22 protein-coding genes and 3 pseudogenes are annotated in these 26,378 nt (G+C 64.4%); 21 read left to right on the plus strand and 4 right to left on the minus strand.

Annotated features, from left to right (window positions below; genetic code table 11):
- Nucleotides 1-136: 136 nt before the first annotated feature.
- Complete coding sequence (locus tag CBI38_RS33455; RefSeq protein ID WP_109335772.1) at nucleotides 137-775, plus strand: transposase; 639 nt, start codon at nucleotides 137-139, stop codon at nucleotides 773-775.
- 146 nt (nucleotides 776-921) lie between these two features.
- Here the strand turns inward: CBI38_RS33455 and CBI38_RS33460 are convergent.
- Nucleotides 922-1,290: pseudogene (locus CBI38_RS33460) on the minus strand (transposase); the annotation flags it as partial.
- A gap of 1,010 nt (nucleotides 1,291-2,300) precedes the next feature.
- On the opposite strand from CBI38_RS33460, the gene CBI38_RS40825 reads away from it, so the two are divergent.
- The 7 genes and pseudogenes from CBI38_RS40825 to CBI38_RS40835 all read left to right on the plus strand — a co-directional run.
- On the plus strand, nucleotides 2,301-2,585 hold the full coding sequence (locus CBI38_RS40825) for a recombinase family protein (protein WP_418328360.1): 285 nt from the start codon (nucleotides 2,301-2,303) through the stop codon (nucleotides 2,583-2,585).
- A gap of 116 nt (nucleotides 2,586-2,701) precedes the next feature.
- Nucleotides 2,702-2,797, plus strand: a complete 96-nt coding sequence (locus CBI38_RS40830) for a helix-turn-helix domain-containing protein (protein ID WP_418328371.1) — start codon at nucleotides 2,702-2,704, stop codon at nucleotides 2,795-2,797.
- A gap of 437 nt (nucleotides 2,798-3,234) precedes the next feature.
- Nucleotides 3,235-3,384 (plus strand): hypothetical protein, encoded by a 150-nt coding sequence (locus CBI38_RS38115; protein ID WP_162603363.1) that lies wholly within the window; start codon nucleotides 3,235-3,237, stop codon nucleotides 3,382-3,384.
- Between the two features lie 61 nt (nucleotides 3,385-3,445).
- Nucleotides 3,446-4,591, plus strand: coding sequence for a cytochrome P450 (locus tag CBI38_RS33470; protein WP_162603364.1), 1,146 nt, complete (start codon nucleotides 3,446-3,448; stop codon nucleotides 4,589-4,591).
- On the plus strand, nucleotides 4,588-5,907 hold the full coding sequence (locus CBI38_RS33475) for an MFS transporter (RefSeq protein ID WP_109335774.1): 1,320 nt from the start codon (nucleotides 4,588-4,590) through the stop codon (nucleotides 5,905-5,907). The genes CBI38_RS33470 and CBI38_RS33475 overlap by 4 nt, the downstream gene beginning before the upstream one ends.
- A 331-nt stretch (nucleotides 5,908-6,238) precedes the next feature.
- Complete coding sequence (locus CBI38_RS39715) at nucleotides 6,239-6,334, plus strand: helix-turn-helix domain-containing protein (protein ID WP_335743652.1); 96 nt, start codon at nucleotides 6,239-6,241, stop codon at nucleotides 6,332-6,334.
- A gap of 135 nt (nucleotides 6,335-6,469) precedes the next feature.
- A pseudogene (locus CBI38_RS40835) lies at nucleotides 6,470-6,785 on the plus strand (recombinase family protein); the annotation flags it as partial.
- 569 nt (nucleotides 6,786-7,354) lie between these two features.
- Here CBI38_RS40835 and CBI38_RS33495 read toward each other — a convergent pair.
- A pseudogene (locus tag CBI38_RS33495) lies at nucleotides 7,355-7,890 on the minus strand (helicase associated domain-containing protein).
- A 331-nt stretch (nucleotides 7,891-8,221) separates the two neighbouring features.
- Entirely contained in the window at nucleotides 8,222-8,806 is a 585-nt protein-coding gene (locus CBI38_RS33500) for a TetR/AcrR family transcriptional regulator (protein ID WP_109335775.1), read from the minus strand.
- A 101-nt stretch (nucleotides 8,807-8,907) separates the two neighbouring features.
- On the opposite strand from CBI38_RS33500, the gene CBI38_RS33505 reads away from it, so the two are divergent.
- The 5 genes from CBI38_RS33505 (at nucleotide 8,908) to CBI38_RS33525 (ending at nucleotide 14,880) form a co-directional block, all read left to right on the plus strand.
- Nucleotides 8,908-10,050, plus strand: a complete 1,143-nt coding sequence (locus CBI38_RS33505; RefSeq protein WP_109334601.1) for an acyl-CoA dehydrogenase family protein — start codon at nucleotides 8,908-8,910, stop codon at nucleotides 10,048-10,050.
- Nucleotides 10,051-10,080: 30 nt separating this feature from the next.
- Entirely contained in the window at nucleotides 10,081-11,262 is a 1,182-nt protein-coding gene (locus CBI38_RS33510) for an acetyl-CoA C-acetyltransferase (protein ID WP_109335776.1), read from the plus strand.
- Nucleotides 11,263-11,307: 45 nt separating this feature from the next.
- Nucleotides 11,308-12,069 (plus strand): SDR family NAD(P)-dependent oxidoreductase, encoded by a 762-nt coding sequence (locus CBI38_RS33515; RefSeq protein ID WP_109335777.1) that lies wholly within the window; start codon nucleotides 11,308-11,310, stop codon nucleotides 12,067-12,069.
- Nucleotides 12,070-12,796: 727 nt separating this feature from the next.
- The gene (locus CBI38_RS33520; RefSeq protein WP_109335778.1) at nucleotides 12,797-14,002 is read left to right on the plus strand and encodes an acyl-CoA dehydrogenase family protein; all 1,206 of its coding nucleotides are present in this window, start codon (nucleotides 12,797-12,799) and stop codon (nucleotides 14,000-14,002) included.
- Nucleotides 14,003-14,043: 41 nt separating this feature from the next.
- Nucleotides 14,044-14,880 carry a mycofactocin-coupled SDR family oxidoreductase gene (locus tag CBI38_RS33525; protein ID WP_109335779.1) on the plus strand — a complete coding sequence of 279 codons (837 nt, stop codon included), beginning with the start codon at nucleotides 14,044-14,046 and terminating at the stop codon, nucleotides 14,878-14,880.
- A gap of 33 nt (nucleotides 14,881-14,913) precedes the next feature.
- On the opposite strand, the gene CBI38_RS33530 is transcribed toward CBI38_RS33525, so the two are convergent.
- Nucleotides 14,914-17,583 carry a LuxR C-terminal-related transcriptional regulator gene (locus CBI38_RS33530; RefSeq protein WP_109335780.1) on the minus strand — a complete coding sequence of 890 codons (2,670 nt, stop codon included), beginning with the start codon at nucleotides 17,581-17,583 and terminating at the stop codon, nucleotides 14,914-14,916.
- A gap of 322 nt (nucleotides 17,584-17,905) precedes the next feature.
- On the opposite strand from CBI38_RS33530, the gene CBI38_RS33535 reads away from it, so the two are divergent.
- The 8 genes from CBI38_RS33535 (at nucleotide 17,906) to CBI38_RS33570 (ending at nucleotide 26,346) form a co-directional block, all read left to right on the plus strand.
- Nucleotides 17,906-18,301, plus strand: a complete 396-nt coding sequence (locus CBI38_RS33535; protein ID WP_054245667.1) for a nuclear transport factor 2 family protein — start codon at nucleotides 17,906-17,908, stop codon at nucleotides 18,299-18,301.
- A gap of 112 nt (nucleotides 18,302-18,413) precedes the next feature.
- Nucleotides 18,414-18,944: a flavin reductase family protein gene (locus CBI38_RS33540; protein WP_109335781.1), complete on the plus strand. Its 531-nt coding sequence runs from the start codon at nucleotides 18,414-18,416 to the stop codon at nucleotides 18,942-18,944.
- Entirely contained in the window at nucleotides 18,941-20,158 is a 1,218-nt protein-coding gene (ribB, locus tag CBI38_RS33545) for a 3,4-dihydroxy-2-butanone-4-phosphate synthase (RefSeq protein WP_109335782.1), read from the plus strand. Before CBI38_RS33540 ends, ribB begins: the two co-directional genes overlap by 4 nt.
- 20 nt (nucleotides 20,159-20,178) lie before the next feature.
- Nucleotides 20,179-21,765: an acyl-CoA synthetase gene (locus CBI38_RS33550; RefSeq protein ID WP_230990312.1), complete on the plus strand. Its 1,587-nt coding sequence runs from the start codon at nucleotides 20,179-20,181 to the stop codon at nucleotides 21,763-21,765.
- Nucleotides 21,766-21,975: 210 nt separating this feature from the next.
- Complete coding sequence (locus CBI38_RS33555; protein WP_109335783.1) at nucleotides 21,976-22,353, plus strand: PEP-utilizing enzyme; 378 nt, start codon at nucleotides 21,976-21,978, stop codon at nucleotides 22,351-22,353.
- On the plus strand, nucleotides 22,350-23,546 hold the full coding sequence (locus tag CBI38_RS33560; protein WP_109335784.1) for a hypothetical protein: 1,197 nt from the start codon (nucleotides 22,350-22,352) through the stop codon (nucleotides 23,544-23,546). Before CBI38_RS33555 ends, CBI38_RS33560 begins: the two co-directional genes overlap by 4 nt.
- A gap of 2 nt (nucleotides 23,547-23,548) precedes the next feature.
- Nucleotides 23,549-25,177: a PEP-utilizing enzyme gene (locus CBI38_RS33565; protein ID WP_204165014.1), complete on the plus strand. Its 1,629-nt coding sequence runs from the start codon at nucleotides 23,549-23,551 to the stop codon at nucleotides 25,175-25,177.
- A 23-nt stretch (nucleotides 25,178-25,200) separates the two neighbouring features.
- Nucleotides 25,201-26,346 carry an Rv3169 family protein gene (locus CBI38_RS33570; protein ID WP_230990313.1) on the plus strand — a complete coding sequence of 382 codons (1,146 nt, stop codon included), beginning with the start codon at nucleotides 25,201-25,203 and terminating at the stop codon, nucleotides 26,344-26,346.
- Nucleotides 26,347-26,378: the final 32 nt, after the last annotated feature.

Here is a 26,378-nt window from a genome sequence, read left to right on the forward strand (position 1 = left end):
AGTCCGCGCTCGAAGGCGGGACGGGCGACGGTGGCTGTTCCGTCAGGACCTGCCCGAGGACGAGCATCACGCAATCGGAGCGCTGTTACGGCAGCTGGATTTTCTCGGCAGCGAACTCGTCACCGCAGACCGCGAATTGGCGATCGAGGCGCTCGCCGATCCGGTGGTGCGCCGCCTGATGACCATCCCCGGAGTCGATGCGGTGGTCGGGGTGTCGGTGGTCGCTGCCGTCGGTGATTTCGGGCGGTTTGCCTCGGCCGAGAAATTGGTGGCTTACCTGGGTCTGCATCCGAAGATTCGGCAGTCCGGAAATCAGCCGGCCAGTCACGGTCACATCACCAAGTCCGGTCGTGCGCAAACTCGCGGCATGCTGGTCGAGGCGGCGTGGGTAGCCTCCCGCGCACCAGGACCATTGCGGGCGTTCTTCAACCGCATCAAAGCACGGCGCGGACCTCGAGTCGCGGTGGTTGCTACGGCGCGGAAGCTGGCCGTCCTCTGTTGGCATCTGACCGCGTCCGGTGAGGACTATGCGTTCGCCCGACCCAGCCTGGTGGCGTTCAAGCAGCGCAAGCTTGCCCTTACCGCCGGCGCTCCGCGTGCACACGCCCGCCGGGGTCCCGGTTATGACTACAACGACAAGCAGTTGCGCAGGCACGAGCGAGAAGTGATCGAAGTTGCCGAACGCGCCTACGAAACACTTATCGCAGGCTGGCAGCCGCGGCGGCCGAATCACACCGCGACCGCAGCCTTCCGCGGTCGATCCAGCGGATCATAGGGTGCCCGACTCCGCGGTCAAGGCAAACCGCTGCGCGGTGGCCTGGCGGCCAGCCCTGACCACGGACCCTGGCCGCCCACAGCTTGCTCTGAACCGACCGCGGAAAGGACGTAATGAGCTGTCCTGCTTAACCGTGGAGACTTGACGATTACATCCGTCGAGCAGATGACACGCCTGATCTCGACGTCACATAGTCGAGGAAGGGAATGAATTCCGTCCAGGCGTTCTGCCAGAGCCGGATGATCGCCCGATACCTCGAGCCCCATTTGCCGGTGAACTCGTCGAACTGCTCCCGCGCCGCAGCCTCGTTGGCAGCGGTATAGATCGGTCGTAGATCTTGTGACATCTCGTCCCAGTACTTGCGGGACGCGTACCGAAACGTGTTGCGGAGCAGATGAATGACACAGGTCTGGACTATCGTTCGATCCCACACCGCGGTGATCGCGTCCGGCAGGCCGTTGCAGTCCGTCACACACCACAATGCACACATCGGCGACACCTCGGTGCTTGAGCTCGTCGCCCCGAGCATGCAGCTCGCGCCCGCCTTCGTCCAGCATGTTCGCTAGCATCGCGTAGCTGCGGTCCTTGTATTCCGACAACGTGACTCGAATAAATATCAAATCCCCGAGGCGAGAATCCGCTTCGGAATCGTGACCGCTGTAAGCCATGCGTCGGCCGTATTCGGCATAACTAACGCCGTGCTCAATGGCAATATGGTCGATCGTTGCGCCTAGCCTCTCTCGGGGTGCGAGGTCGGGCGCAATCGCATACAGCCCGACGTAAACGGACCCGATTGTTGTAGCGACGAGCCCTGCGAATGTAGGCAGCGCGAGAGCGACGCGAGCAACTCGCCCTGGTAGCTTCCAGATCGCTGTCGAACGTTGCGCTAGCGACGCCGACGGGGCTGGTGGCCGCAACCGTAGTCGCCGACAGTCTGAAGTCGGACGTCTTTGACTTCGAACGTTGTTGGACGTCGCCTTGGACGCTGGCATGCTCGCAATATTCTCATTGACGTACCCGATGTTGGGGAAAAGACTGCACAAACATCAGACTTCGGATTTGGTCGCCAGTTGGCCGATGTTTCTAATGGCGAACGATGACCCGCACGTCCCGAAAGCCGACCCATGACCCGAACGAACTGAGCTGCACGGTCCCAATAGCCCCCCGGTCCGGTGAGAGCCCCGATTCGGGGCGACGAACGGGACGCGGTTGATCGGATCTGGATAGTTATGCGCTGTTTCGGGTTGTCTCTCATTCGGCCGTTACTGGGACGGTCAGAGCTGAGACACCGGCCGGAATTGGGTGTCGGCCGGGCGGCATCGTCCTGGAAGAGCCCGACGGCTGCTCGGCAGACGTTCTGGTGCCGAATCGGCTGTTGGCGTTATCAAACTGTGATGTGTCTCAGAAACCCGTCTCACCCTCTTAAGTGCCCACTGGAACGTGTCGGACGTTTCTGGGACAGTCATCGCCTGTGAGCGCCATATTCGGGTATCTGAGGGTAAGTGGCACCGATCAGGTGCTGGATTTGCAGAGGGGTGCTCTGGCGGCCGCCGGGTGTTCGAGAGTCTGGGAGGAAGTGGCGAGCGGTGCCAAGAAGGACCGCCCCGAACTGCTGGCCCTACTCGGGCATCTTCGCGTCGGCGACACCCTCGTAGTGTGGCGCCTGGACAGGCTCGGGCGATCGTTGAGCCATCTGATCGAGACGGTCGAAGGCCTCCAGGAACGCGGGGTGGCATTCAAATCGCTCACGGAGACGATCGACACTTCGTCTCCCGGTGGGATGCTTATCTTTCAATCTTCGGTGCGCTAGCACAATTCGAAAGAGCGTTGATTCAGGAGCGGACGGTCGCCGGAGCACGGGCCAGGGGGAGGGTCGGTGGGCAGCCCAAGGCAATCGACGCAGCGAAGGCGCGTCATATTCGACAGATGATCGAGGCCGGGACCCCGAAGAGCGAAATCGCCTCAGTTCTGGGGATCGGCCGCGCGACGCTGTACCGGCATCTCTCGGCCACGTCGCTATGAGGCGCTCCCCATAGCGACAGATGTTTGCGCATAGCACTTCTGACCACTGGGGATATCAGAAGCCCTGACGGGGGAGCGTCAGTCGTTGGGATTACCCCCGCGCTCGCGGGGAGCACTCCTGCACGATGACGTCACCGTGCTTGTACTCGGGATCACCCCCGCGTTCGCGGGGAGCACGGTTCGATATCTTTCCCGACCTTGAGAGTGCCGGGATCACACACCCCCGCGTTCGGCGGGAGCACTTGATGTCGCCGGCGTCGGCGTAGCTGTTCATGGGATCACCCCCGCGTTCGCGGGGAGCACAACTCGGCCTCGACACGGATGGCGACCGGGGTGAAGACGTCTGCACCCCAGGGTATCTATCTCGACCGACCGCAGTTCCCGATGATTTATCTACCGCCGCAGAACGCGACGGAAACCAGACAAGAGGACACAGCATGAACACACTCGCCACGAACACCATCGAACCGACCGACGTTATCGACCTCGAAGCCGCGCTGGAACTGGACGCGCTCGAGGAACTCCTCGCGACTCCCGCACTCAGCCCGGACCGGCGCGGCTACATCTCCGCGTACCGGTACTACTGATCAATACCTGGTTCCGGGGGCGAGGCGTCTGCCTCGCCCCCGAACCATGAAGGCGGTAAGTATGAACCTCGGGCATACCCGATCCGTCCAGCAGCTATCGGACAGCAGGTATCTCGTTGCAGGGTATGCGGAGGCATTGGAGGTGCTTGCCGACCGGCGGCTGGCCAACGACCCGTCCAATGCTGCGGCTCAGCACTCCGACATCACATCCCAGGTCGCTGCGCTTCAGCGCCGCGGCACAAGCATGCAGATGTGCGATGCGGCGCGGCACGCTCAGCTTCGGCGGGCCGTGGCGCCCGCCCTGACGCCAAGCCGTTACGATGCGCACCTGGCTCGAATGGAACAGCGGGCACGTCACTCGCTCGACGCCCTCCGTGCCCGCGGTGAAGGCGACCTGGTTACCGAATTCTTGTTGCCGCTGGTGTTCTCAGTAATCTGCGACCTGCTCGGAGTGCCGGCGGCGGACCGCAACCGCGTACTAGCCTGGTCGGAGGACTCCACCATGGAGGATCCCAATATCAGCGCGACCGGCGGCAACGCCCTCGACGAGTACATTGCGTCGCTGCTGGCCGCCAAGGCCGAGTGCCCGTCCAATGACTTGTGCAGCGAGCTCGCCGCCGCCCGACAAGCCGGCCGGCTCTCGGACTCCGAAGCGGTGGGCACCGCCTCCTTGATGGTGGTCGCGGGGTACGAAACGACCGTCAGCTTCCTCAGCACCAGCGCCCTCACCCTGCTGATGGCTCCGCGGCTGCGACAGTTGCTGGTGCAGCGACCGGAGTTGCTGCCAATGACAGTCGAAGAGCTGTTCCGCTACATCACACCCACCCGAGCGACATGGACACGATTCGCCACCGAGAACGTTCCGATCGGTGACACCGTCATACCAGCCGGAAGCACGGTGACGATCGATCTTGCTGCAGCCAACCGCGATCCACTGCACTTCACCAAACCCGACCGCATGGACCCCTCCCGAGGCGACAAAAAGCATCTGGCGTTCGGCCACGGTCCCCACTACTGCCCCGGAGCAACCCTGGCTCGTCGGCAGTCACAGATCGTATTCAAGGCCCTACTCCCGCGCTTGGCTGACCTACGGCTCGCCGCCCCGGTCGACGAACTGCGCTGGCACCAGAACCGATTCAGCAGGCGACCACAATCGTTGCTGGTCACCGTAGTCGACTCCCACCCCGAGGATATGGACACTGAATGAACGCGAACATTAGGACGCTCACCCGTCGCTACATTGTGCTCAATGTGCTCAGCTGGCTGCCGACCGGGCTGTGCGCCCCGGTACTTGTCCTGTTGCTCGCCGCGCGCGGGATCGACGTGGCCACCATGGGCACCCTCCTCGCCGCATACGGGCTGACTGCTGCGTGCCTCGAGCTGCCGACGGGCGGAATCGCCGACGTCCTCGGCCGCCGTCCGGTGCTCATCGCCGCCACGGCGCTATTTCTGCTTTCCACGCTCCTCGTCGGGCTCGGCACGAGCATCCTCGTCATCACCGCTGGAATCCTCCTCGAGGCCGTCGGCCGTGCACTGGACTCGGGCCCGCTGCAGGCCTGGTACGTCGACGCCGTCCACGCCGCGGACAGAGATGCCGACCTCACCCCGGCGTTCGCAAGAGGTCGAACGGCCGGATCGTTCGCGTTGGCCGTCGGAGCGGTCGCGGGCGGGGCTCTGGCGGGCGGTGCCCTTGCCGGATGGGTGCCATTGCCTGCTGCCGGCGACACACCGGTCCTCGGACTATCGCTGCCCTACCTGCTGGCAGCGGGCATTGTCGTGGTCCGCGCCCTCACCCAGCTAGCGTGGGTTTCCGAGGTGAAACGTCGACCGCGAGCGGTCGTTCGCGACGTACTCGCCGATATACCGCGGACAGTGCGCGACGGGGTCCTGATCTGCACCCGAACCAGCACGCTCCGCCGGATCACCATCCTGTGCGGTGTGATCGGTGTCGCGCTCGCAACGATCGAGTTCCTCGCTCCGCTGCGAATAGCCGAACTCCTCGGCGCGGACAGTAAGGCCGTCATTGCCTACGCCGTCTTCACGGCGCTGGGCGGCTTTGCGATGGCAGCCGGGTCGTCCATGTCCCCAGCGCTTTCGCGGCTGCTCGGGACCGGCCGTCGAATGGTGGTCGTGGCGCTCATCGTGACCGCCGTCGCCGTCGCCGCTCTCGGCGCCCCACTGTTCCTCATAGCCGCCGCCGGCTACGTCCTCGTCTACCTCGCGCTCGGCGCACCCGAACCACTGTTGGACACACTCACTCACCGCGCGGTCACATCCGGTGAACGCGCCACGGTCCTTTCCATCCAGTCGCTTGCCTTGCGGCTCTGCGGCAGCGCCGGTGCAATGGCCGCCGGACTAATCGTTGCGCATACCTCCATCGCCTACGCCTGGGCACTCGTCGTAGGCGTACTTGGAATCGGCGCAATCGTTGCGGCCGGGCTTTCGACCCACGATCAATCAGCCGCCGAATCATCCAGCACATCAGCAGAACCCGACGAGGCCGTTCCCCTGGAACTAGTGTGACCAAGGATTCCCTCAGGGCACTGTCCGGCCGCCCAGTCGGATCGCCGATTTGTGCCGCGGTCAGGTGGTGGTGTAGCCGAGCTGACGGGCCGCACCGTCGATCGGCCGGACAAGCCGGGATGCGACAAAGGCAGCGACAACGCTGGCAGCGCTGGGAACGCGTCGGTGGCGCGTTCGACCACGCCAACACACGCACTGCCGGCGAAACGTCCGCGGTAGATGATCCCATCGAGCTTCTCGTGCCCCGGTGAATGGTGCGGGCCCAGTGCTGGGTTCGGCCGCGCGGCGGAGTCGAGGGTGACGGTCGACACCCGACGGACAGAAGAAGGCAATCGCCCGCAAGATGAAAGGCGCCGGCGTCTCCATGACCGCGATCGCACAAACCCTCGGGGTCGCCAGATCGACGCTATACCGCACCCTCGACTAGTTGCTCCCGCGGTGTCACTGTCGCTTCAGATCGACGCCCACCGCGTGCACCGCACTTCTACCTGCAAGATTTCAGAAGACAGCTGCACAGGCGGGGAATCACCAGGATTCCGCGAACACAACTCTTGAAACTGACATCGGGTATCTGAGGGTAAGTGGCACCGATCAGGTGCTGGATTTGCAGAGGGACGCTCTGGCGGCCGCCGGGTGTTCGAGAGTCTGGGAGGAAGTGGCGAGCGGTGCCAAGAAGGACCGCCCCGAACTGCTGGACCTACTTGGGCATCTTCGCGCCGGCGACACCCTCGTAGTGTGGCGCCTGGACAGGCTCGGGCGATCGTTGAGCCATCTGATCGAGACGGTCGAAGGCCTCCAGGAACGCGGGGTGGCATTCAAATCGCTCACGGAGACGATCGACACTTCGTCTCCCGGTGGGATGCTTATCTTTCAAATCGCTGTCGCAAAAGTATCGCTCTCGCGGAAAGCATTGCTATCCCGGCTGGCACGCCCGTGCACTGCTCGGCATGGGAGCGGTGCGGATCGGGTGGCAGGCGAGGTGGATACGACGGTTGGGGGACGGTTATCCCGAACTCACCGGTTGAATTCCGCTGCCGAATTTGGCCACCGTATGCACCTCACTCCACCGGTGCGTCTTCGACAGGTTGCGCGTGGCCTTCTGGAACGCACACCGCAGCTGAGTGTCCGAGCTCGCCAGGCGCTAAGAGTAAGGTGCCCCGTACCCGCGAGATTCGAGAGCCCGCAGCAAGGTCGCTCTCGTTGCATGCGCGACCGTCGCCGGCGTGGCGTCGCGCTGACCGCCCCCCGCGATCGCGCACGCAGACCCCAGGGTGTGACCCAGGTCGAGAAGGACGCGATGAGCCAGGTCCTGCACTCCTGATGAGCAACAACCCGACCTACATGGGTTCGACCCGCGACGGCCGCGGTGGCCATGCTGAAGTTTCGGGCGCAAAGCCGCGATCTTGTCGAGCCGCCGGAATCATCTTAAGGCCAGCGGGATTGACGGTCAGATTCGCGCTTCGCGTTTGTGGTCGTCGGGCGGGGTGACGGACAGCCGATCCGGTGCGCTGGCCGAGGTGCGCGGGCCCCGCGGGCGCGGGCTGGGGGAGACCCCGAGAACGGCGAGGTGACCACGCTCGTCGTCCGAAAGGGCGTCGGCCCGCCACTTCTTGACGGCCCGGTAGAGCCACTGACCAACCTGTTCCCCGTCGTGGGTGACGTAGTTCGCGGGAACCAGTGCGTTCCCGTGCTCTTCGCGGTAAGCGGCGATTTCGGTGAGCATCCGTCGCCGCTTGCTGTCGACCCGGGACACGGCGGGGCAGTGGGTGTCGTCCTCGCTCCGCACGACCCCGATCGCATCGAGTTCCGCATACGGTGCGGTGGCAGGGTGCCGAGCATGTGGGCCACCCGTTGGCGGTCCTGCCAACGGCCGAGGTTAAAACTCCCTTCAGTGACGTAGTCGACCGGAATCGCGGTCGGGATTGTCGCGGCGGAAGAATGCATAGAGCTGCGCCGGGGAGGCTGCGGGCCGGGTCGGGGCATCGCAATCGCATCCTTCCGGAAGCCTTCACACGTTGGCGGAACTTCATTTTGTTCAAGTATGTCCACCAGTTGCGGCAAGAACGTTCGCCCATGTTTGCATGCAACATAGTTCCGACAGGGCATCGTAATGGAGGACTTGAAGGATGAGTGTGTTTATCGGGTAGTTGTTGTCCACCGTGCCGGAGCGACGGGAAGATCGAATAACGTTGCACCGATAGGGCTGTCTGCGCCTGGGGTTGAGGCGACCCGAAACATTTCGCCTACGTGGCTCTGCTCGCGGTGATGCTAGCTATCCCATTGCCCGAGGTGCCGGGAAGCGTCCGGAAGTGGCTCAGGCGCTGATTCCTGCGGTGAGGATGGCGGCGAGTTCGCGGTAGGCGTGGGCGTCGTCGAGGCCGGTGCTGTCGCGGACCCCGCGTTGCTGAATGCGCACCATCATGGTGGTCACGAGATCGGCGGCGAACGCGGCATGGACGTCACGGAAGTCTCCGCCCGCCACACCGTCGTCGATCGAAGCCTTGACGCGCCCGGCCGCGATCTGTGTGTTCTGCTGGTAGACCTCGCGGGCCGGCGGGAAGGCGTCGAGGTCGGCCATGAACTGGTCGGACGCGGCCGTAAGTGCGGTACCGACTGCGGACAGGTAGGCGCGGATCCGCTCTCGGGCCCCGTTGATTTCTGCGATGTGCGACTCGACGTCCTCGGTGGCGCGGCGGAAGAAGTGCACCGTGGCCTCCCGGACGAGCTGCTCCTTGCTGTCGGCGAGGGTGTAGAGGGTGGATTTGGAGCACCGCAGCCGCGCGGCGATCTCGTCGAGAGTCAGATGGGCGAACCCTTCGGCCAGGAAGAGGTCGACCAGCGCGTCGAAGAGCTGGGTGCGCCGTCGCGTCGCGAATCCCGGTCGGGTGATCTGCTCCATACACCGGATAGTACTGGCGCATTCCTTGCAGTACTACTTTCGCATCAGTACTGTGGGCCGTAGCTCAGTACTGTTCTGTCGTCTTCTCGAGGAGAAATTTCGTGGCCGTCGATCGTTTGCTGCCCACCGACGAAGCTCGTGACCTGATTCAGCTCACGCGCGATGTCGCCGACAAGGTCCTGGCGCCGATCGTCGACGAGCACGAAAAGTCCGAAACGTATCCCGAGGGGGTCTTCGCCACTCTCGGTGAGGCCGGACTGCTGAGCCTGCCGTATCCGGAGGAGTGGGGCGGCGGCGGACAGCCCTACGAGGTGTACCTGCAGGTTCTCGAGGAAATCGCCGCCCGGTGGGCGGCGGTCGCGGTGGCGGTCAGCGTCCACAGCCTCGCCTGCCATCCCCTGATGGCCTTCGGCACGGACGAGCAGAAGCAGCAGTGGCTTCCGGACATGCTGGGCGGCAACACCATCGGCGCGTACAGCCTGTCGGAGCCGCAAGCCGGATCGGATGCCGCCGCGCTGGCATGCAAGGCTGCCGCGACTGATGGCGGATATGTGGTGAACGGTGCGAAGGCGTGGATCACCCACGGCGGAATTGCCGATTTCTACAATCTCTTCGCCCGTACCGGCGAGGGGTCGAAGGGCATTTCCTGCTTCCTGGTGCCGAAGGGCACCGAGGGCCTCTCGTTCGGCAAGCCCGAGGAGAAGATGGGCCTGCACGCGGTACCCACGACGTCGGCGCACTACGACGACGCCTTCGTCCCGGTCGAACGGCGGATCGGCGCGGAGGGGCAGGGTCTGCAGATCGCTTTCAGTGCACTCGATTCCGGGCGCCTCGGTATCGCCGCCGTCGCCGTCGGTCTCGCCCAGGCCGCGCTCGACGAAGCCGTGAGCTATGCCAAGGAACGGTCGGCATTCGGCAAGAAGATCATCGACCACCAGGGGCTCGGATTCCTGCTCGCCGACATGGCCGCCGCAGTCGACTCGGCGCGCGCCACCTACATCGACGCAGCGCGCCGCCGTGATGCCGGACTGCCGTACTCCCGCAATGCTTCGGTGGCCAAACTCGTCGCCACTGACGCGGCCATGAAGGTCACCACCGACGCCGTCCAGGTGCTCGGCGGCTACGGCTACACCCGCGACTTCCGCGTCGAGCGGTACATGCGGGAAGCGAAGATCACCCAGATCTTCGAGGGCACCAACCAGATCCAACGATTGGTTATCAGCCGCACCCTCGCCGGCAACTGACGAACCCCCCACCTCAGAAAGGTCTTCCGCATGCCCACCTCTGTGATAGTCGCCGGCGCCCGTACCCCGATCGGCCGCCTGCAGGGCTCACTTGCCGGATTCTCCGGCGCCGACCTCGGCGCCATCGCCATCGACGCGGCGCTCGGCAAGGCCGGTGTTGCCCCGGATCGGGTGCAGTACGTCATCATGGGACAGGTCCTGACCGCCGGTGCCGGGCAGATGCCCGCCCGCCAGGCCGCCGCGAAGGCCGGGATCCCGATGAGCACCCCGTCGCTGAACATCAACAAGGTGTGCCTGTCCGGGGTCGAGTCGATCATCCTGGCCGACCAGTTCATCCGCGCTGGTGCGTTCGATGTGATCGTCGCCGGCGGCATGGAGTCGATGAGCCAGGCACCGCATCTGCTGCCCGGTTCACGCGGTGGGTTCAAGTACGGCGACGTCACCCTCGTCGACCACATGGCCCTCGACGGGTTGCACGACACGTTCACCGATCAGCCGATGGGGTTGCTCACTGAGGCCGGCAACGACAAGGACGTCATCGCCCGCGAGGACCAGGACGCGTTCGCGGCCCGCTCGCATCAGCTGGCCGCGAAGGCCTGGGACAGCGGAATCTTCGACGACGAGGTCGTCCCCGTCGAGATCCCCGCCCGCAGGGGTGAGAGCACCTGGCTGCGCCGCGACGAAGGCATCCGCCCCGACACCACCCCCGAAACCCTGGCCCGGCTGCGCGGCGCATTCCGCAAGGACGGCACGGTCACCGCGGGCAACGCGTCGACGATCAACGACGGCGCCGCCGCCGTCGTGGTGATGAGCAAGGAACGCGCCGAGGCGCAGGGCCTGACCTGGCTCGCGGAGATCGGCGAACATGGCATGGTCGCCGGACCGGATTCGGGTCTGCAGTTCCAGCCCTCCGGCGCCATCGCGAAAGCCTGCGCTGAGGCCAATATCTCGCCGGCCGAGCTGGATCTGATCGAGATCAACGAGGCGTTCGCCGCCGTCGGGATCGCCTCCACCCGCGAACTCGGCGTTGACCCCGACCGGGTCAACGTCCACGGCGGCGCGATCGCCCTCGGCCACCCGATCGGCATGTCCGGCGCCCGGATCACCCTGCACCTGGCGCTCGAACTTCAGCGCCGCGGCGGCGGTACCGGTGCCGTCGCTCTCTGCGGCGGCGGCGGACAGGGCGATGCCCTGATCCTGCGCGTCGCCTGATATTTCCTCTTTTCCACTTTGCCGCAACATATTCGAGGAGAACTCGTGAAGCTTGAAGGAGCCGTAGCCGTCGTTACCGGCGGAGCATCCGGACTCGGCAACGCCACCGCCCGTGCTCTGCACGAGCGCGGCGCCCAAGTCGTGCTGCTCGACCTGCCCTCATCAAGCGGGGAGGTGGCCGCCAAGGAGATCGGAAAGGGCTCCTACTTCACGGCCGCCGACGTCACCTCCGCAGAGGAAGTGGCATCGGCGATCGACTTCGCCGCTTCCCTCGGCGACCTTCGCGTGGTGGTCAACTGCGCCGGAATCGCAACGCCCGGCAAGGTCCTCGGACGCTCGGGGGCTCTGCCCCTCGATGATTTCGAGCGCGTCGTCCGCATCAATCTTGTCGGCACCTTCAACGTGCTCCGCCTGGCTGCGGAGAAAATCGCCCAGACCGAACCCGTCGACGGGGAACGCGGCGTCATCATTGACACTGCCTCCGTCGCCGCGTTCGACGGCCAGATCGGCCAGCCCGCTTACGCGGCATCCAAGGGCGGCGTCGTCGCGATGACGCTGCCGATCGCCCGCGAACTGGCCCGCCACCTGATCCGTGTTGTCACCATCGCACCAGGAATTTTCGAAACGCCGATGATGGCGGGGCTTCCGGAGGATGCGCAGAAGTCTCTCGGGCAGCAGGTACCGCACCCGTCCCGGTTGGGTAAAGCCACCGAGTACGCAGCCCTCGCCGCACACATTGTCGATAACGCCATGCTTAACGGCGAAACCATCCGCCTCGACGGCGCCATCCGAATGGGACCTCGATAGAGGGCCTGACACAGAACACCTTGCCGCCTCCCTTATGTGTCCCAGGAGAGGCGGCAAGGTGTCTTCTCTTACGGAGCCTGGCCGAGGCGAGACGCCCGGTTCACCTCTCCGCGGACAGGGGGGCGCTCCGCCGAAGGTCTGATTGCTGCCCGTCGCTTTGGAACGCGAACCTGTCTCCGGCGATGTCATCCGACCACATTGCGGGACCTCAAGGCCACCTGGGGTGCCGTGGACGTCGGTATGCTGCTGAAACTCGATTGCCGGGCTGCGGCAGATTCGCTCTGATCGAGGCAGGCCGAGCCCTTCGCTGGTGTTGGCCGGTCCAGGGCCTCCGTCCAGCAGAGTCCATTAGCTCGACATCGTGATGCTCTTTCGACCAGTCATCTCCCACGAATGACTGAACCGATACTTCTCCGATCGTCCTCGAGCTCGATCGCGTTCGGCAGCGTGCGGGAGAACCATCAGCGCGCTAATGAAGCAGTGCTCACGCCGGAGCGGGCACGACCCATCAGCGATTCCGTTCTCCCGGCGGACGGGCAGGCTCGATGTCTGGCCCGATCGGTCGGCGCAACTACCCGAATGGGTGACCACGTAGTTGACCACGTGGTCACCCGCCTGTGTGCAGCTCGCGGATCGACCATTGTGATTCAGGTCATACCGCGATCTCGTCCCCGCCGAAATGTGTGGCGGACGACGAGCCGAGTTGCATACCAGGAAGGTCATTTCCATGACGCACACCGTTGATCGATCAGTGTCCGCCCTCGCCGATCGGGCGCCTGTCGACTATCTCGCCCGGGCGAAGGCGGTCGCTCGCATCGTCGAGCAGGAGGCGGATGCGATCGAGCGTGACGCGACGATCACCAGGCCGGTGTACGAGGCCCTCGCAGAGGCGGAGCTCTTCTGGACCCTCGTCCCCACCGAGTTCGGTGGCGGCGGGCTGGGCATCGTGCAGGCACTCGAAGTGATCGAGGAGATCTCGCGGGCCGACGCGTCGACGGGCTGGGCGCTGATGGCCAACTCGTTCAGCACCGGCATCGCCGCCGGGTTCATGAACGACGAGGGCGCCCGCGAGATGTTCGGCGGTCCGGACCGGGGAATCACCGCAGGCATGATCATGCCCACCGGCAAGGCGGTCCGGGTCGAGGGCGGCTACCGCGTCACCGGCCGTTACCAGTTCGCGAGCGGGTCGGCGCACGCCACCTGGATCGGCGCGGGATTCGTCGTCCATGACGACGACGGGAACCCCATCCTGGACGAGGCGGGCACCCCCGACTGCCGCGTCGGGTTCCTGCCGCGCGCCGACGTCGAGTTCCTCGGCAACTGGAACGTGATGGGACTGGTCGGCACGGGCAGCTACGACTACGCCGTCAACGACCGCTTCATTCCGGACAAGTTCACGATGGAGACGTTCTCGACCACCCCCGTCCGCTCCGAGCCCGTGTACCGGCTGGGACTGCTCGGCATCGGCGTCGGCGGGCACGCCCCCGTGGCACTCGGACTGGCGAAGCGGGCGCTCGAGGAGATCGTCCGGATCGTCGCGAAGAAGGCGCGTCCCGGCTACGCCACGGTGGTCGGCGAGTCGGAACTGTTCCGCCGCGAATTCAGCAAGTACGAAGCCCTTTATCAGGCAACCCGCCTGTACGTCTACGCCGCCCACGAGGACGCCGAGGCCAGTGCGCGCGCCGGTGCGGAGATCACCGAGGAGCAGCGCGCCCGGTTGCGTCAGGTCATCACCTGGTCGCAGGAGGTGGCCGGTGAGATCGTCGGTTTCGCGCACCGCTGGGCCGGCAGCCAGTCGATCCGTAACCCCAGCGCCCTCGGCCGGTGCGTGCGTGACGCCACGGTCGCGACACAGCACATGCTGGTCGATCAGATCACCCTCGTCGACGCCGCCACACCGATCATGCGCGCATACCAGAAGCCCACAGTCTGAGAACCCTGTTCACAACCGTAGGCACAACGGAAGGACCCCTGATGGGACAGCTCGAAGGCAAGGTCGCACTGGTGACGGGAGCCGCACGCGGGCAAGGGCGCTCGCACGCCATCCGGCTCGCGGAAGAAGGCGCCGACGTCATCATCGTCGACCTCTGCGCCAAGCCGGCAACAACGAAATACCGCGGAGCGACGGAGGACGAACTCCGGGAAACGGCCCGGCACATCGAGAAGTTCGGGCAGCGTGCGCACGTCGCGGTTGCCGACGTGCGGTCGCTGAGTCAGCTCGAGGACGTGGTCACCGAGGGCGTGGCGAAGCTCGGACGCCTCGACACCGTGGTGGCGAACGCCGGCATCTTCTCGTCCGCTCCGCTGCACGAGCTCACCGAAGAGCAGTGGGACGAGATGGTCGACATCAACTTGTCGGGCGTATGGAAGACGATGCGCGCGACTGTGCCCGTCCTGATCGAGCAGGGTGAGGGCGGATCGATCGTCCTGATCAGCTCCACCGGCGGTTTGCAGGGATTCCCCAACTTCGCCCACTACGTCGCCGCGAAGCACGGCGTCACCGGTCTCGCCCGCACCGCCGCTAATGAGCTGGGCGCCCACCGGATTCGGTGCAACTCCATCCACCCGACGTCGGTGCTGACGGACATGATCGACAACGAGGACATGTACCGCCTGTTCCGTCCGGACCTCGAGAAGCCCACGCACGAGGACTTCCGCGAGGCCTGCGAGACGGCGATGAACGTGCTGCCGACTCCGTGGATCGAACCGGTAGATGTCAGTAACGCCGTGGTGTGGCTGGCTTCAAATGCGGCACGCTACGTCACCGGCATCGCGATGCCCGTCGACGCGGGCGCCCTCAACAAGGTCTGACCAGCACATACTGCGAGTGCGGGGCACCCGGAACTAGCCCGGCGTGCCCCGCTCCGCGTGCGCGAACGCGGCGGCGATCTCGTGACGCCTGCTCATTCCCAGTTTCTCCAGAATGTGTTCGACGTGCCCCTCCACCGTGCGCGGCGACAGCACCAGCTTGGCGGCGATCTCCTTGTTGGTCATGCCGGCGGCAACGTGCGTCGCCACCTCGCGCTCCCTCGGGGAGAGGACGTTCTCCGGGCGGGTGTGACCCGCCAGAGCGGGAGCGCCGGCCGGTACCAGTTCGCCCAGCGCGAATCCGGTGATCTCGGAAACCGACATCGCGGCTCCCCTTGTCTGACACTTCTCGAACTGTGCGTCTCCCAGTGCCTTTCGCGCCTGCTTCTCGAATCGCGCACGTTGCTCGACCCAATGACTGGAGCCATACAGTTGCTGGCCGAAGGACTCCCACATCGACGATGCAGCACCGAGCAGGACGGCTGAGCGTTCGGCCGTGCCGGCCTCGACTTCGGCCCATCCCAGAAGGTCAGCGACCAACGTCGTTCCGATCACGTCTTCGAAGTCTTCCCTCAGACGGAGGCTTTCGGATCCGAACCGCAGCGCTACCTCGAATTCCCCCTTCATCAGGGCCACCAATCCGAGTCCGTAGACGGCATACGATTGGAACCATGATTCTCCTACTGCCACTGCGCGGTCTCGCACCGTCTCGAACTGTTCTGCGGCACGAGTTGTGTCAGAGGTGAAGCTGTAGAGCATGCCCAGATGGATCCGCAGCATGTGCTCGAGATCCTCACGAGTGGGAATCTGTTGATACATCTCGTGCGCGGCCGAGAGCAGCCTCTCCGCTTCGTCGAATTCGCCGGCGAAGAACGCCTTCAAGCCCATCACATGGGAGGTGAACGTTTCGGTGATCGCGTCACCCTCCGTCCTGCTGATGGCATCGGCCTCCGTCAATGCGACGTCGGCTGACTGACGGTCGCCCTGGAGAGTCTCGACGAGACCCAAGGTGGCCAGGGCCCTGGCTCGAGCGATCGTGGGCGCCGTCTCGAGTTCGAGGACCCGGTTCAGCCACATGCGGTGCTCACGTACCGACAACCCGCACGACCAGAGAAACCATGCACGGGAGACCATTTCGCTGGCTGTGAACACGCCGCGGTCGTCCGCGGATTCCACAAGCGCGGTGTGCAAGGCCGCTCGGACGTTGGCATGGTTGCGGCGCAGTCGTTCGCCGGCCGCTCGCTGGTCGGAGCTGAACCAGTTGTCCGCGGTGGTCGCGACCAGTCTCGAGCACCATTGCAGGTGTCGCAATTTGAAGTCGTGCACCTCGGTCGCTGTCAGTTTGCTGTTTCCGTATTCGCGGATTGATTCGAGCATGCTGAATCGGATGTGTGTGCCGCCTTCCTCGCGGCGCAGGATCGACTTGCCGACCAGCGCGGATATGCCGTCGAGAACGGACTCCGCGCGGACGTCCTGGCCGTCGCTGCACACCTCTTCGGCCATGCTCAGTTCGAACCCGCCGGCGAAGACAGAGGCGCGGGACCAGAGGAGTTGCTGTTCGCGAGTACACAGTTCATAGCTCCAGTCCATGGTCGCCTGGAGGCTGCGATGCCGCTGGGGCCCGGTGCGGTTACCGGTGGTGAGCAGGCTCAGCCGGTGATCGAGACGATCAGCCAGTTCGGACACCGACAGCACGGGTAGTCGCGCGCAGGCCAATTCGATGGCGAGGGGTAAGCCGTCGAGTCGATCACAGACGCGCATCACCGCGTCGCGGTTCTCGTCGGTCAGCTCGAATTTCGAGAGCACTGCGGCGGCCCTGTTCACGAACAGCTCCACCGCGCTCCCGGCAGCGTGTCCCGGGAGTGAGCCCGGTCCCGCATGGGTGGACAGCGGTGCGAGTGGATAGACGAATTCGTCGGAAACCGAGAGGATCTCGCGGCTGGTGGTGACGATGCGTAGTTCTGTAGTCGATCGCAGTAGCACCGATACGAATCGGGCACATTCGTCGAGAAGATGCTCACAGTTGTCGAGGATGAGGAGCATCCGCCGCCGTCGGAGATAGTCGATGATCGTCTTCTCCGTCGGGCTTCCGTGCACCTCACGGTTGGCGAGGGCGAGACCGTCCGCGACGGTCTGCGTCAGCAGATCGGGGCTGCGCAGCGCGGCGAGTTCGATCACCCGTACCCCATCGGGAAAGGCGCGCCGATACTCGCCGACCGCAGTGATCGCGAAGCGCGTCTTGCCTATTCCCCCCGGTCCGGTGATGGTCACGAGACGGTGGTCGCCGAGTAATCGCCGCAGTTCGAGCAGTTCGGTCCGGCGCCCCACGAAGCTGGTGCCGTAGACCGGGACCGACGGGATCGCGGACACCGTGTCGGCGGCGCCGTCGTGGGACTCGCTCGTCGACAGCTCTGCGCGGATGCTCGTGACCCGGCGGGCCAGCGTGGTCCTGGACTTGGTCCATTGGATCCGTCGCGCGATCTCTGCGATGGCGATGTCGGGGTCGTCGGCGATCAGGTCCCGGATGGCCGAATCGACGGGGTCTGCGACGGAGCCGCGTCGGCTTCGGTGGTCGGTGGGAGGTTGGTCGAGAGTCAGAGCGCGGCGCACCGTGTTGCGCGACATTCCGAGCTGCACAGCGATGTGCTTGATGGGAGATCCTTGCCGGTGGAGTCGGCGTATCTCTTCCCACTCGTCAGCGTTCACAGGGCCCCTTCTGGACTCGAGACCGGTCGGTCGACCTCCCGGTGATTGAGATCTGGATCACTCTGGGCGCTGATGATGCCCACTGTCAACTTGCGGGGTCAAGATGTGTCACCGCGCCGCGCCCTCTCCAGAATAGCGCCCACGCCTGGCCGTCGTTAATGCCGCTAGCCTGCGCAAACACCGGAATCCTCGATTGAGCACACGTCACCGTAGCGAACCACGTAACTGGACGGTTCCGCCACACCACCGCTCAGGGCAAGGTGATGTACACCACAAAAGACTCGTGGTGCCGACATATCCGAAAAGCGACGATGGAGTCCGCATGACCAACACCAATGCCGCCGCCCTGAAGGCAGCTTTCGCCGCCGCAGACGAGGGAAACCCGGTTCCGCTCGTCGAGCTGTACTCGGACGAGATGACATGGGCCGGTTTCACCCTCGAGGGGACCCTTCGCCTCTACACCAAGGCCGAATTCCTCGAGGCCTTCGGCGTCCTGGCCAAGCTCGACGAATCGCGTAACGAGGTCGTCTCCGTCGACGTCGTTGGTGACGACCTGGTGACCGCCAATGTCCGGGCGTACCGCCGCCTCGGGGAACTCGAACTCGACACGACGATCGTGATGACGCACCGCTTCGAGGACGGCAAGGTCACGCGCGGCACCGATATGTGCTCGGCGACGTTCGAGGAGTTCTGGGCCAAGACCGGGCTGTCGGTCTAGCGGCTGTCGGCCGCCGCCCTCGCGCGGCGGCTGACGAGCTCGGCCCGCCGACCCATTCAGCACAACCGCCCTGCCGGGCGGGCTCTCCACTTCCAGTCTGAAGAAGGTACCGATGCGAACCACAACCCGCCCGCACATCAGCGCCACGACCCCCGACGACATCCGGGACGCGTACCGCACCGTTCTCGGAAAGTTCTGCACCGGTGTCGTTGCCGTCACCGCACTCGACGACAACGGTAACCCTGTCGGGCTGACCGTCGGTTCCTTCAGTTCCGTCTCACTCGACCCCGCCCTGGTCGCCTTCTTCGTCGGATGCAACTCGACGACCTTCCCGAAGGTGTCCCGCTACGGCCGGTTCTGCGCCAATATCCTCTCCGCCGACCAGCACGAACTCGGCCGAGCCTTCGCTCGCAGTGGATCGGACAAGTTCCACGGAATCGACTGGACACCGTCACGCACCGGGTCACCGCGGCTTGCCGGCGCTCACGCCTGGATCGACTGCGACATCGATCTCGTTCAACCCGTCGGCGACCACCACCTCGTCGTCGGCCGCGTCGTCGAACTCGGAGCGACCGACGACCGGGACCCGTTGTTGTTCTATACCTCCACCTTTCACCAGCTCACCCCTGCGAGCCCGGCATGAGCACCATCGAACAGTGCCTCGAACAGTTGCGCGCGGGTAAACCGGTCTTGGTGATCGACGACGAAAGCCGCGAGAACGAAGCCGATCTCGTGATGGCCGCCCAATTCGTCACCACCCAGGACGCCGCCTACTTCCTCGAGCACACCTCCGGCTACTTCTGCGTCGCGATGCCCGCCGACCGCACCCGTGCCCTCGGACTTCCGCAGATGGTCGAGCATCCCACCGACCCGCTGGGCACCGCGTTCACCGTCAGCGTCGACGCCGCCACCGGCACCTCCACCGGCATCAGTGCCGCCGATCGGGCCCGCACCATTCGGCTGCTCGCCGACCGGGAAACGGTCGACACCGACCTCACCCGGCCGGGCCACGTCCTGCCGCTGCGCGCCCGCGACGGCGGAGTCCTCGTCCGGCCCGGTCACACCGAGGCTGCCGTCGACCTGTGTACCCTCGCCGGCCTCTCACCGGTAGGGCTGATCTGCGAAGTCACCACCGCAGACAGGCGTGACATGCTTCGCGGTGACGCGGTACTCGAATTCGCCGCCCACGAGGAACTGCCCGTCGTCACCATCGAGCAACTGGTGGACTACCGGCGCCGCACCGCGAGCATCGAACGCTGCGCCGAGGCCGCCATCCCCACCGACTATGGCACCTTCACCGCCGTCGCCTACCGCTCCACCAGCGGAATCGAGCACCTGGCGATGGTCTTCGGCGAACCGGCCGGCACCACCGCACTCACCCGTGTCCACAGCGAATGCCTCACCGGTGACACCCTCGGCTCGAGACGCTGCGACTGCGGCCCACAACTGTCCGCAGCACTGGAACGTATCGCCGCCGCCGGATCAGGGGTCCTGCTGTACCTCCGCGGGCACGAAGGCCGCGGCATCGGACTCGCCGCGAAGATCGCCGCCTACCAACTCCAGGATCAACTGGGCCTGGACACAGTGGACGCGAACCTGCAACTCGGGTTGCCCGTCGACGCCCGCGACTACGCCGACGCCGCAGCCATCCTCCGCGACCTCCGGATCAAGCAGGTCAACCTGCTCAGCAACAACCCGGCCAAAGCCGCGGGCCTCACCGCAGCCGGCATTGCGATCACCGACATCACACCCCTCGAAATCACACCGAACTTCCACAACACCCACTACCTGGCAACCAAGCGAGATCGGCTCGGCCACATTCTCACCCGAACGAGCCTGACCCCCGCACCACTGTGAACCTCGCAGATAGGCAACAGATGATTCCCGCGTCGACGATGCACACTCTCGTGGCCACCACCAGGCAACAGACACTCGGCGACCTCCCTCGCCGTTCGGCAGCGCGTTTCCCGGACAAGCTTGCAATCGTGCACCGCGACGTGCGACTCACGTTCGCCGAATTCGATGCCGTGATCGATCGGGTCGCGGCAGCATTGCACGCGGAGGGGTTACGGTCTGGCGATCGGCTCGCGTTGTTCATGCACAATTGCTGGCAGTTCCCGGTGCTGAACTTCGCGACCGCCCGGCTCGGCGTCATCCTGGTACCGATCAACTTCATGCTCACAGGTAGCGAGGTGGCCTACATCCTCGACGACTGCGAAGCAGACGTGTTCGTCGTCGAGGACGCCTTGGTGCCCGTCGCCGAGCAGGCACTCGCGGAGTCGAAGGGAAGCGTCCGGTTGCGGGCGACGATCCCGCTCGGCGACACGGTCACACCCGATGGCTGGCGTTCGATGACGGACTGGGCGGAAGGCGAATTCGGTTCGCCACCCGATGTATTCGGGGCGGACGACGACGTGGTCCGCATCATGTACACCTCCGGAACCGAATCCCGGCCCAAGGGTGTGATGCTCACCAACCGGTCGCTGATGTGGCAGTACATCAGCTGCATCGTCACCGGAGGCATGAGCAGCGACGACGTGGAGGTGCACGCGCTGCCGCTGTACCACTGCGCTCAGCTCGACAACTTTCTCAGCACCGACATCTATCTCGGCGCGACGAGCATCATCGTCGACGGGCCCGACCCACGGGTATTGCTCCGCACCATCGAGGCGGAGAAGGTGACCAACCTGTTCTGCCCGCCGACGGTGTGGATTGCGCTGCTGCAGTCGCCCGACTTCGACGGCACCGATCTGCGCTCGCTGCGCAAGGGCTACTACGGGGCGTCACCACTACCGGTGGAGATTCTGCGTGAGATGAACCGTCGACTGCCCGGGATCCGACTGTGGAACTTCTACGGGCAGACGGAAATGGCGTCCCTCGCGACAGCTCTCGGGCCGGAAGATCAAGAGACGCGTGGTGGTTCGGCGGGCAAACCCGCCCTCAACGTGGAGACACGTATCGTGGACGACCGGGATCTGCCGTTGCCGGCGGGCGAGGTCGGCGAGATCGTGCACCGCAGCCCGCACGCCGCGGTCGGCTACCTCGGGCAACCCGAGAAGACAGCGGAAGCATTCGCCGGCGGCTGGTTCCACTCCGGCGACCTCGGTTACCTCGACGACGACGGGTACCTGTGGGTGGTCGACCGCAAGAAGGACATGATCAAGACCGGCGGGGAGAATGTATCCACCCGTGAGGTCGAGGAGACGCTCTACGAATTCGACGGCGTCGGTGAGGCTGCAGTGTTCGCGGTGCCGCACCCGCGGTGGATCGAGGCAGTCGCCGCCGTCGTGGTCCCGTCCGCCGGCGTCGAACTCGACGAGCAGGACATCGTGGCACACTGCCGTGGCCGGCTCGCCGGCTACAAAGTCCCCAAGTACGTGCTGCTGGCCGAGTCGCTGCCGAAGAACCCCAGCGGAAAGATCCTCAAACGGACGCTCCGCGATCAGTTTCGTTTATCGACGTGAAAGCACACTCGGCGAAATGTGTGCGTCGCGGCGGACGGCTGGCCGTGTCCGGGTGTTCGACAGAAACCGGGACAAGCCGTAAATGTGACGCAGATCAATACTGTCCCCCTAAGTGGACTGGGTCACAAAGCAATGAGTTCGTAGCCTTCAACCAGCGCTGATAGGCGCTTTCGAGCCAATCCACGCCCCCGCGCGCGAAACGGAGCAGTGATGAGCGAAAATCTGAACGAGGTCGGGACCGGAGTCAATCTCTTCACCACAAGTCAGGTGCGAGGAACCGCCCGCTGGTTCAACGACACGTCCGACGTTCTGTCGATCGACGACGACGATCTCGAGGACACCATCGCATTTGTCAGCAAAGGCGGAATGACTTTCCTGTCACCGATTCTGCCCGACCTGCGGGCGATCGTCTGCACGGCAGGTAGCCGCGAATCGCACCTGGCGATCTTGTGCCGGGAATCCGACGTGCCCTGTGTGCTCGCCGCCGAACTGACCGGAACAGTCACCGACGGTGACACCGTCGTTCTCGACCTCTCCGACGCCGAGGCAGCGCGGGTTGCCGTCGCCGCAGGGGCGGTGACGGTATGACAGCGCAACTCGCAGCGTCCGCGAATCTGAAGGCGCTCTACACAGACCCGGACTACGAGCCGACGCTCGACGAGTGGAACTGGCTGGTGCATGCTGCCGGTGCGGCCTACAAGTCCGAATTGTCGGCGCGGACGGTATTCGAGTCGGAACTGTTCGGGATGAACACCTACATCTTGATGTCGATGATGGAGGACTACCTTCGTGTGCCGGAACGCCTCCGCACCATCCTGCAGCACGCCACGCCCACCGAACTCGTGCGCAAGGCCCTGCCCATCGGCAACAAGCGCAGCTTCATCAACCTCGCGGCTACCCCACTGCACTATCTCACCGGCCGCGAACTGTTCGTCGACCTCGGTGAAAACAGCTTGTCGGACGGTCTCGCCGATCAGTTGGAGGTCCTCCGATTCTGGCGTGAGGCCACCATTGCGATGCGCACCGACAACGTGCTGTTCAACATGGATGCCGAGCCCGCCAACAGCTCGCACGTCATCGATGACGTTCTGCTGGCCGAAATTCGCGCGAACCTTATTCCGGCCGACGACGCCGTCAAGGCCGGGATCCGCAAGTTCGGTGCACGGCTGACGGGATACGCCTTCCTCGAAAACTGCGATGCACGGACCGCGGTCTGTGACACCGGACCGTATCAGCTAGAGGACGGCAGTTTCCTGGCCCTGCGCGAGACCTGCACGGACGGGGACGGCGACTTCCCGTGGGTCGACGGTATTCGCGAAACGCTGCCGTACCATCACTTCGTCATCGCGTACCGGCTGCCGGCCACCGTGAAAATGGACAACAATGTCTGGGGTACCGCCTGGTTCACGCCGAGCGACTATCAGGCCGACATCATCGACACCCGGGTGTTCTGCACCGACGACGGCACGCTCCGTCCGCTGGGTACCGACGAGGTCGAAGAAGCCACCAAGTCGATCCGGAAGGCGCACCGAGCGCTGTATCAACGCTTGGCCGAGACCGACCCCGAGGAACGCAATCTCTATGCCACTGAGATGTACGCATGGAAACTCAAGGCGTGGGCTCGCCTGGCCGGCTGCTACGACGAAATCGATTGGTCCATTACACCCCGGATCGCCGAATCTTTCGAAAAATTCAGTGATCCGGCACTCGCACTGCAACTGATCGGCGGTGTCTTCGTGCCGGGAGACCGCGACGGCTGTTTCCGACCGTTGGGAGAGTGAACATGTCCGTTCTCGGCAAGGGCGTTCCGTCCTATTCCTTTGCTCCGGTCACCGGCACGCTGCGGTATTTCCGGTCCCCGGATGACGTGATTGCATCCCTCGACAGTGACCTCGAATCGACGATTGCGTTGGTCGCCTCGGGAGGAACCACGTTCCTGTCACCCATCCTCGGACGACTGGGCGGCATTGTCTGCCTCGACGGCACGCTCCGATCGCATTTGGCGATCGTGTCCCGCGAGTTCGAGGTTCCGTGTCTCGTGGGCGCCGAATTGCCGGGCGACATTCCGGACGGCACAACGATCAGCCTGCGCATCGCGGACGGAGCAGGGGTGGTCGCCCAGGAAACGACCAGTCACGAACAGACGCCGTCCACGGCAAGCGTCAGCGAGAACTGGTGGGAATACATCCGCCGTGTCGGCGACGAGATCGCAGTCAAGGACTTCAACCTCGAGATTTCCGCGGAGATTCTCGATCAGCTCATTGCGGAGGATCTGACCGACGAACGGCTCAACGACCTGGTGCAGCACATGGGAAGGGCTTTCAAACCCGAGATCACGCGTCGGTCGGGCTTTACTTCCGAACTCTTTCCCATGCTGCCCTACATGTCTTTGTCGGTCATCGAAGACTTCCACAGTTACGCCGATCGAGTACGGGTGATTGACGACGCGATGCCGGCCGAGGAGTTGGGTCGGCGCCTCCGCGAAGGTCCGAACAAAATCAGCCCTTTATGGATTTGGATGATCGGTTACCACTACCTGTGCGGGCGCGAATGTTTGATTCAGATGGGCAAGCTGGCCCCGGATGAGCGCCTCGAGGACGTCCGTACGGTCGTCGACTTCTGGCGTAGGCTTTCCCTCGCCCACCGCGGAGACGGAACGCTCGATTACAAGGACGCAGGCTTCACCAACCGTTACCTGCCTACGGACGTCGTCGACGACCTGACCAGCGGAGCAACGAGACTGGACCCGATCACGGCAAAGGGCCTGAAGAGGCTCAACGCGACCGTCTCGGGATACTCCTTCCTCTACTTCTGCGACTCACGGGTCGGCATCTGCGACTCCGGTCCCTATCCGCGTCCCGTTGGCAGCCAGCAGACAATCGTGCGTGACTATCTCTCGCTTGCACCCAGTTCCTTGGCGTACCCGTGGGCGGAAGATCTCGATCCGCCCTACACCGGACTGACCATGGCCTTGACCTTCGACCGCTCGGCGTTCACCGAATTCGAAATCAACGACTGGGGGACCACGTTCACCGAACCCGAACAATTACTCGGGTCGGTCACAGAAGCCGCGGTCTACGGATATCGCACCGACGGCACTCGCGAACTGATTCCACCGGCGCAGTGGTCGAGCGTCGCGGCCGAGCTCAGCCGGTGCCACATGAAGCTGTATCAGCGGTTCGCGGCGATGAACCGGACCGAGCGAATCATGGCCGCCACTACCATGTACACCTCGGGGTTGCGGCCGTTCGCGGCGTACGCCGGTGTCACCGACCAGATCGACTGGTCGATGTCCCCTAATACCCTCGCGCTCTATCCGGACCCATTCGACGACGACGATCGGGCCGCTGCGATCTTCGGCAACGCCCTCGTCGCCAACGATCTCCCCGGCTCGTTCTCACCGCTTCGCTAGTCCCCCTGAAAGGAGGCGCCGCCGTGCGCCAATCAATGCAGAAACTCGTTCCCGCCGACGAGCTGTTATACCACCAGACCCCCGAAACGTTCGCGACGATCAGTCAGGCCGATATTGCCTGGACCGAGAAGCTGTGGGGATCACTGTTCGCCCGGGACGGCTCCATCCAATTGGACGTGGGCATCGGCAAGTACCACAACCGGAACGTCATCGACATGTTCGCCGGAATCTCCAGGGGCAAAGAACAGCTCACGGTCCGTGCGAGCCGGCAACTCGATGCCGATCCGGAACGGGTCGGGGTCGGCCCCCTCGACTACGAGGTCCTCGAACCGTTGCGCAAGGTCCGATTCGTTCTGCAGGAGAACGATATCGTCCCGATCCGCTTCGACCTCACCATCACCGGTGTTCTGCCACCATTCCTAGAGCAGAAGGACTCCCAGCGCGAACCGCAGGGATTCCGGGTCCAGTCCGACCTGCTGCGGTACCATCAGGCGTCGACCGTGAGCGGTGAGATTTGGATCGACGGCAAGCGGATCGAGGTACGCGACGAGGAATGGTTTGGCTTCCGCGACCACTCGTGGGGAGTCCGGATGGATGTCGGCGAACCCGCACCGGACGTCTTCAAGCACCAACGACTCGATAGCAACTTCCTTCTCACCTGGAGCCCGATGTGGCTGCAGCGGCCAGACGGGACCAGCTACGAGATCCACCACTACCTGCAGTGGGTCGACGGTGCGGTGACCTACTTCTCAGGTTTCGAGAACCTTCCCGACGGCACCCAACGTCCGCTGCAGGGACTGCGGGACGAGTTGAAGTACGATCCCGACAATCGGCGACTGCTCGGCGGCACGCTGACCTTCGACGCGGGGTGGGGCGAGACCCGCACGATCGAGATCGAACCGGTCAGCGACACCGGGTTCCACCTCGGTACTGGGCTGTATTTCGGTTTCAAGGGCCAGCGGCACGGACAGTGGCATGGGGCAGAGCATCTGGACGGTGAGCGTTACGACGATGTGTCCGAGGCGAACACCGCTCGGGAGGTGCACCAGTTGCGGGACTGCGTAATCCGCTGCCGCGAAGGCGATGCTGTGGGTTACGGCATTTTCGAGTCGATGGTGATCGGTGAACATCCTCGCTACGGACTGACGAAGGAATCGTCCTTCCTCTGACCGGAGCGTGACGGGGCCGCGGACGAATTGTC

The sequence above is a fragment of the Rhodococcus oxybenzonivorans genome (assembly GCF_003130705.1).
Classification (GTDB): domain Bacteria; phylum Actinomycetota; class Actinomycetes; order Mycobacteriales; family Mycobacteriaceae; genus Rhodococcus_F; species Rhodococcus_F oxybenzonivorans.

Bases quoted from the DNA above. Each gene is read 5' to 3' on its own strand.
- CBI38_RS40830 (WP_418328371.1), top strand. From the start codon at position 2,702: ATGATCGAGGCCGGGACCCCGAAGAGCGAAATCGCCTCAGTTCTGGGG.
- CBI38_RS38115 (WP_162603363.1), top strand. From the start codon at position 3,235: ATGAACACACTCGCCACGAACACCATCGAACCGACCGACGTTATCGAC.
- CBI38_RS33470 (WP_162603364.1), top strand. From the start codon at position 3,446: ATGAACCTCGGGCATACCCGATCCGTCCAGCAGCTATCGGACAGCAGG.
- CBI38_RS33475 (WP_109335774.1), top strand. From the start codon at position 4,588: ATGAACGCGAACATTAGGACGCTCACCCGTCGCTACATTGTGCTCAAT.
- CBI38_RS33500 (WP_109335775.1), bottom strand. From the start codon at position 8,806: ATGGAGCAGATCACCCGACCGGGATTCGCGACGCGACGGCGCACCCAG.
- CBI38_RS33510 (WP_109335776.1), top strand. From the start codon at position 10,081: ATGCCCACCTCTGTGATAGTCGCCGGCGCCCGTACCCCGATCGGCCGC.
- CBI38_RS33520 (WP_109335778.1), top strand. From the start codon at position 12,797: ATGACGCACACCGTTGATCGATCAGTGTCCGCCCTCGCCGATCGGGCG.
- CBI38_RS33525 (WP_109335779.1), top strand. From the start codon at position 14,044: ATGGGACAGCTCGAAGGCAAGGTCGCACTGGTGACGGGAGCCGCACGC.
- CBI38_RS33535 (WP_054245667.1), top strand. From the start codon at position 17,906: ATGACCAACACCAATGCCGCCGCCCTGAAGGCAGCTTTCGCCGCCGCA.
- CBI38_RS33540 (WP_109335781.1), top strand. From the start codon at position 18,414: ATGCGAACCACAACCCGCCCGCACATCAGCGCCACGACCCCCGACGAC.
- ribB (WP_109335782.1), top strand. From the start codon at position 18,941: ATGAGCACCATCGAACAGTGCCTCGAACAGTTGCGCGCGGGTAAACCG.
- CBI38_RS33550 (WP_230990312.1), top strand. From the start codon at position 20,179: ATGATTCCCGCGTCGACGATGCACACTCTCGTGGCCACCACCAGGCAA.
- CBI38_RS33555 (WP_109335783.1), top strand. From the start codon at position 21,976: ATGAGCGAAAATCTGAACGAGGTCGGGACCGGAGTCAATCTCTTCACC.
- CBI38_RS33560 (WP_109335784.1), top strand. From the start codon at position 22,350: ATGACAGCGCAACTCGCAGCGTCCGCGAATCTGAAGGCGCTCTACACA.
- CBI38_RS33565 (WP_204165014.1), top strand. From the start codon at position 23,549: ATGTCCGTTCTCGGCAAGGGCGTTCCGTCCTATTCCTTTGCTCCGGTC.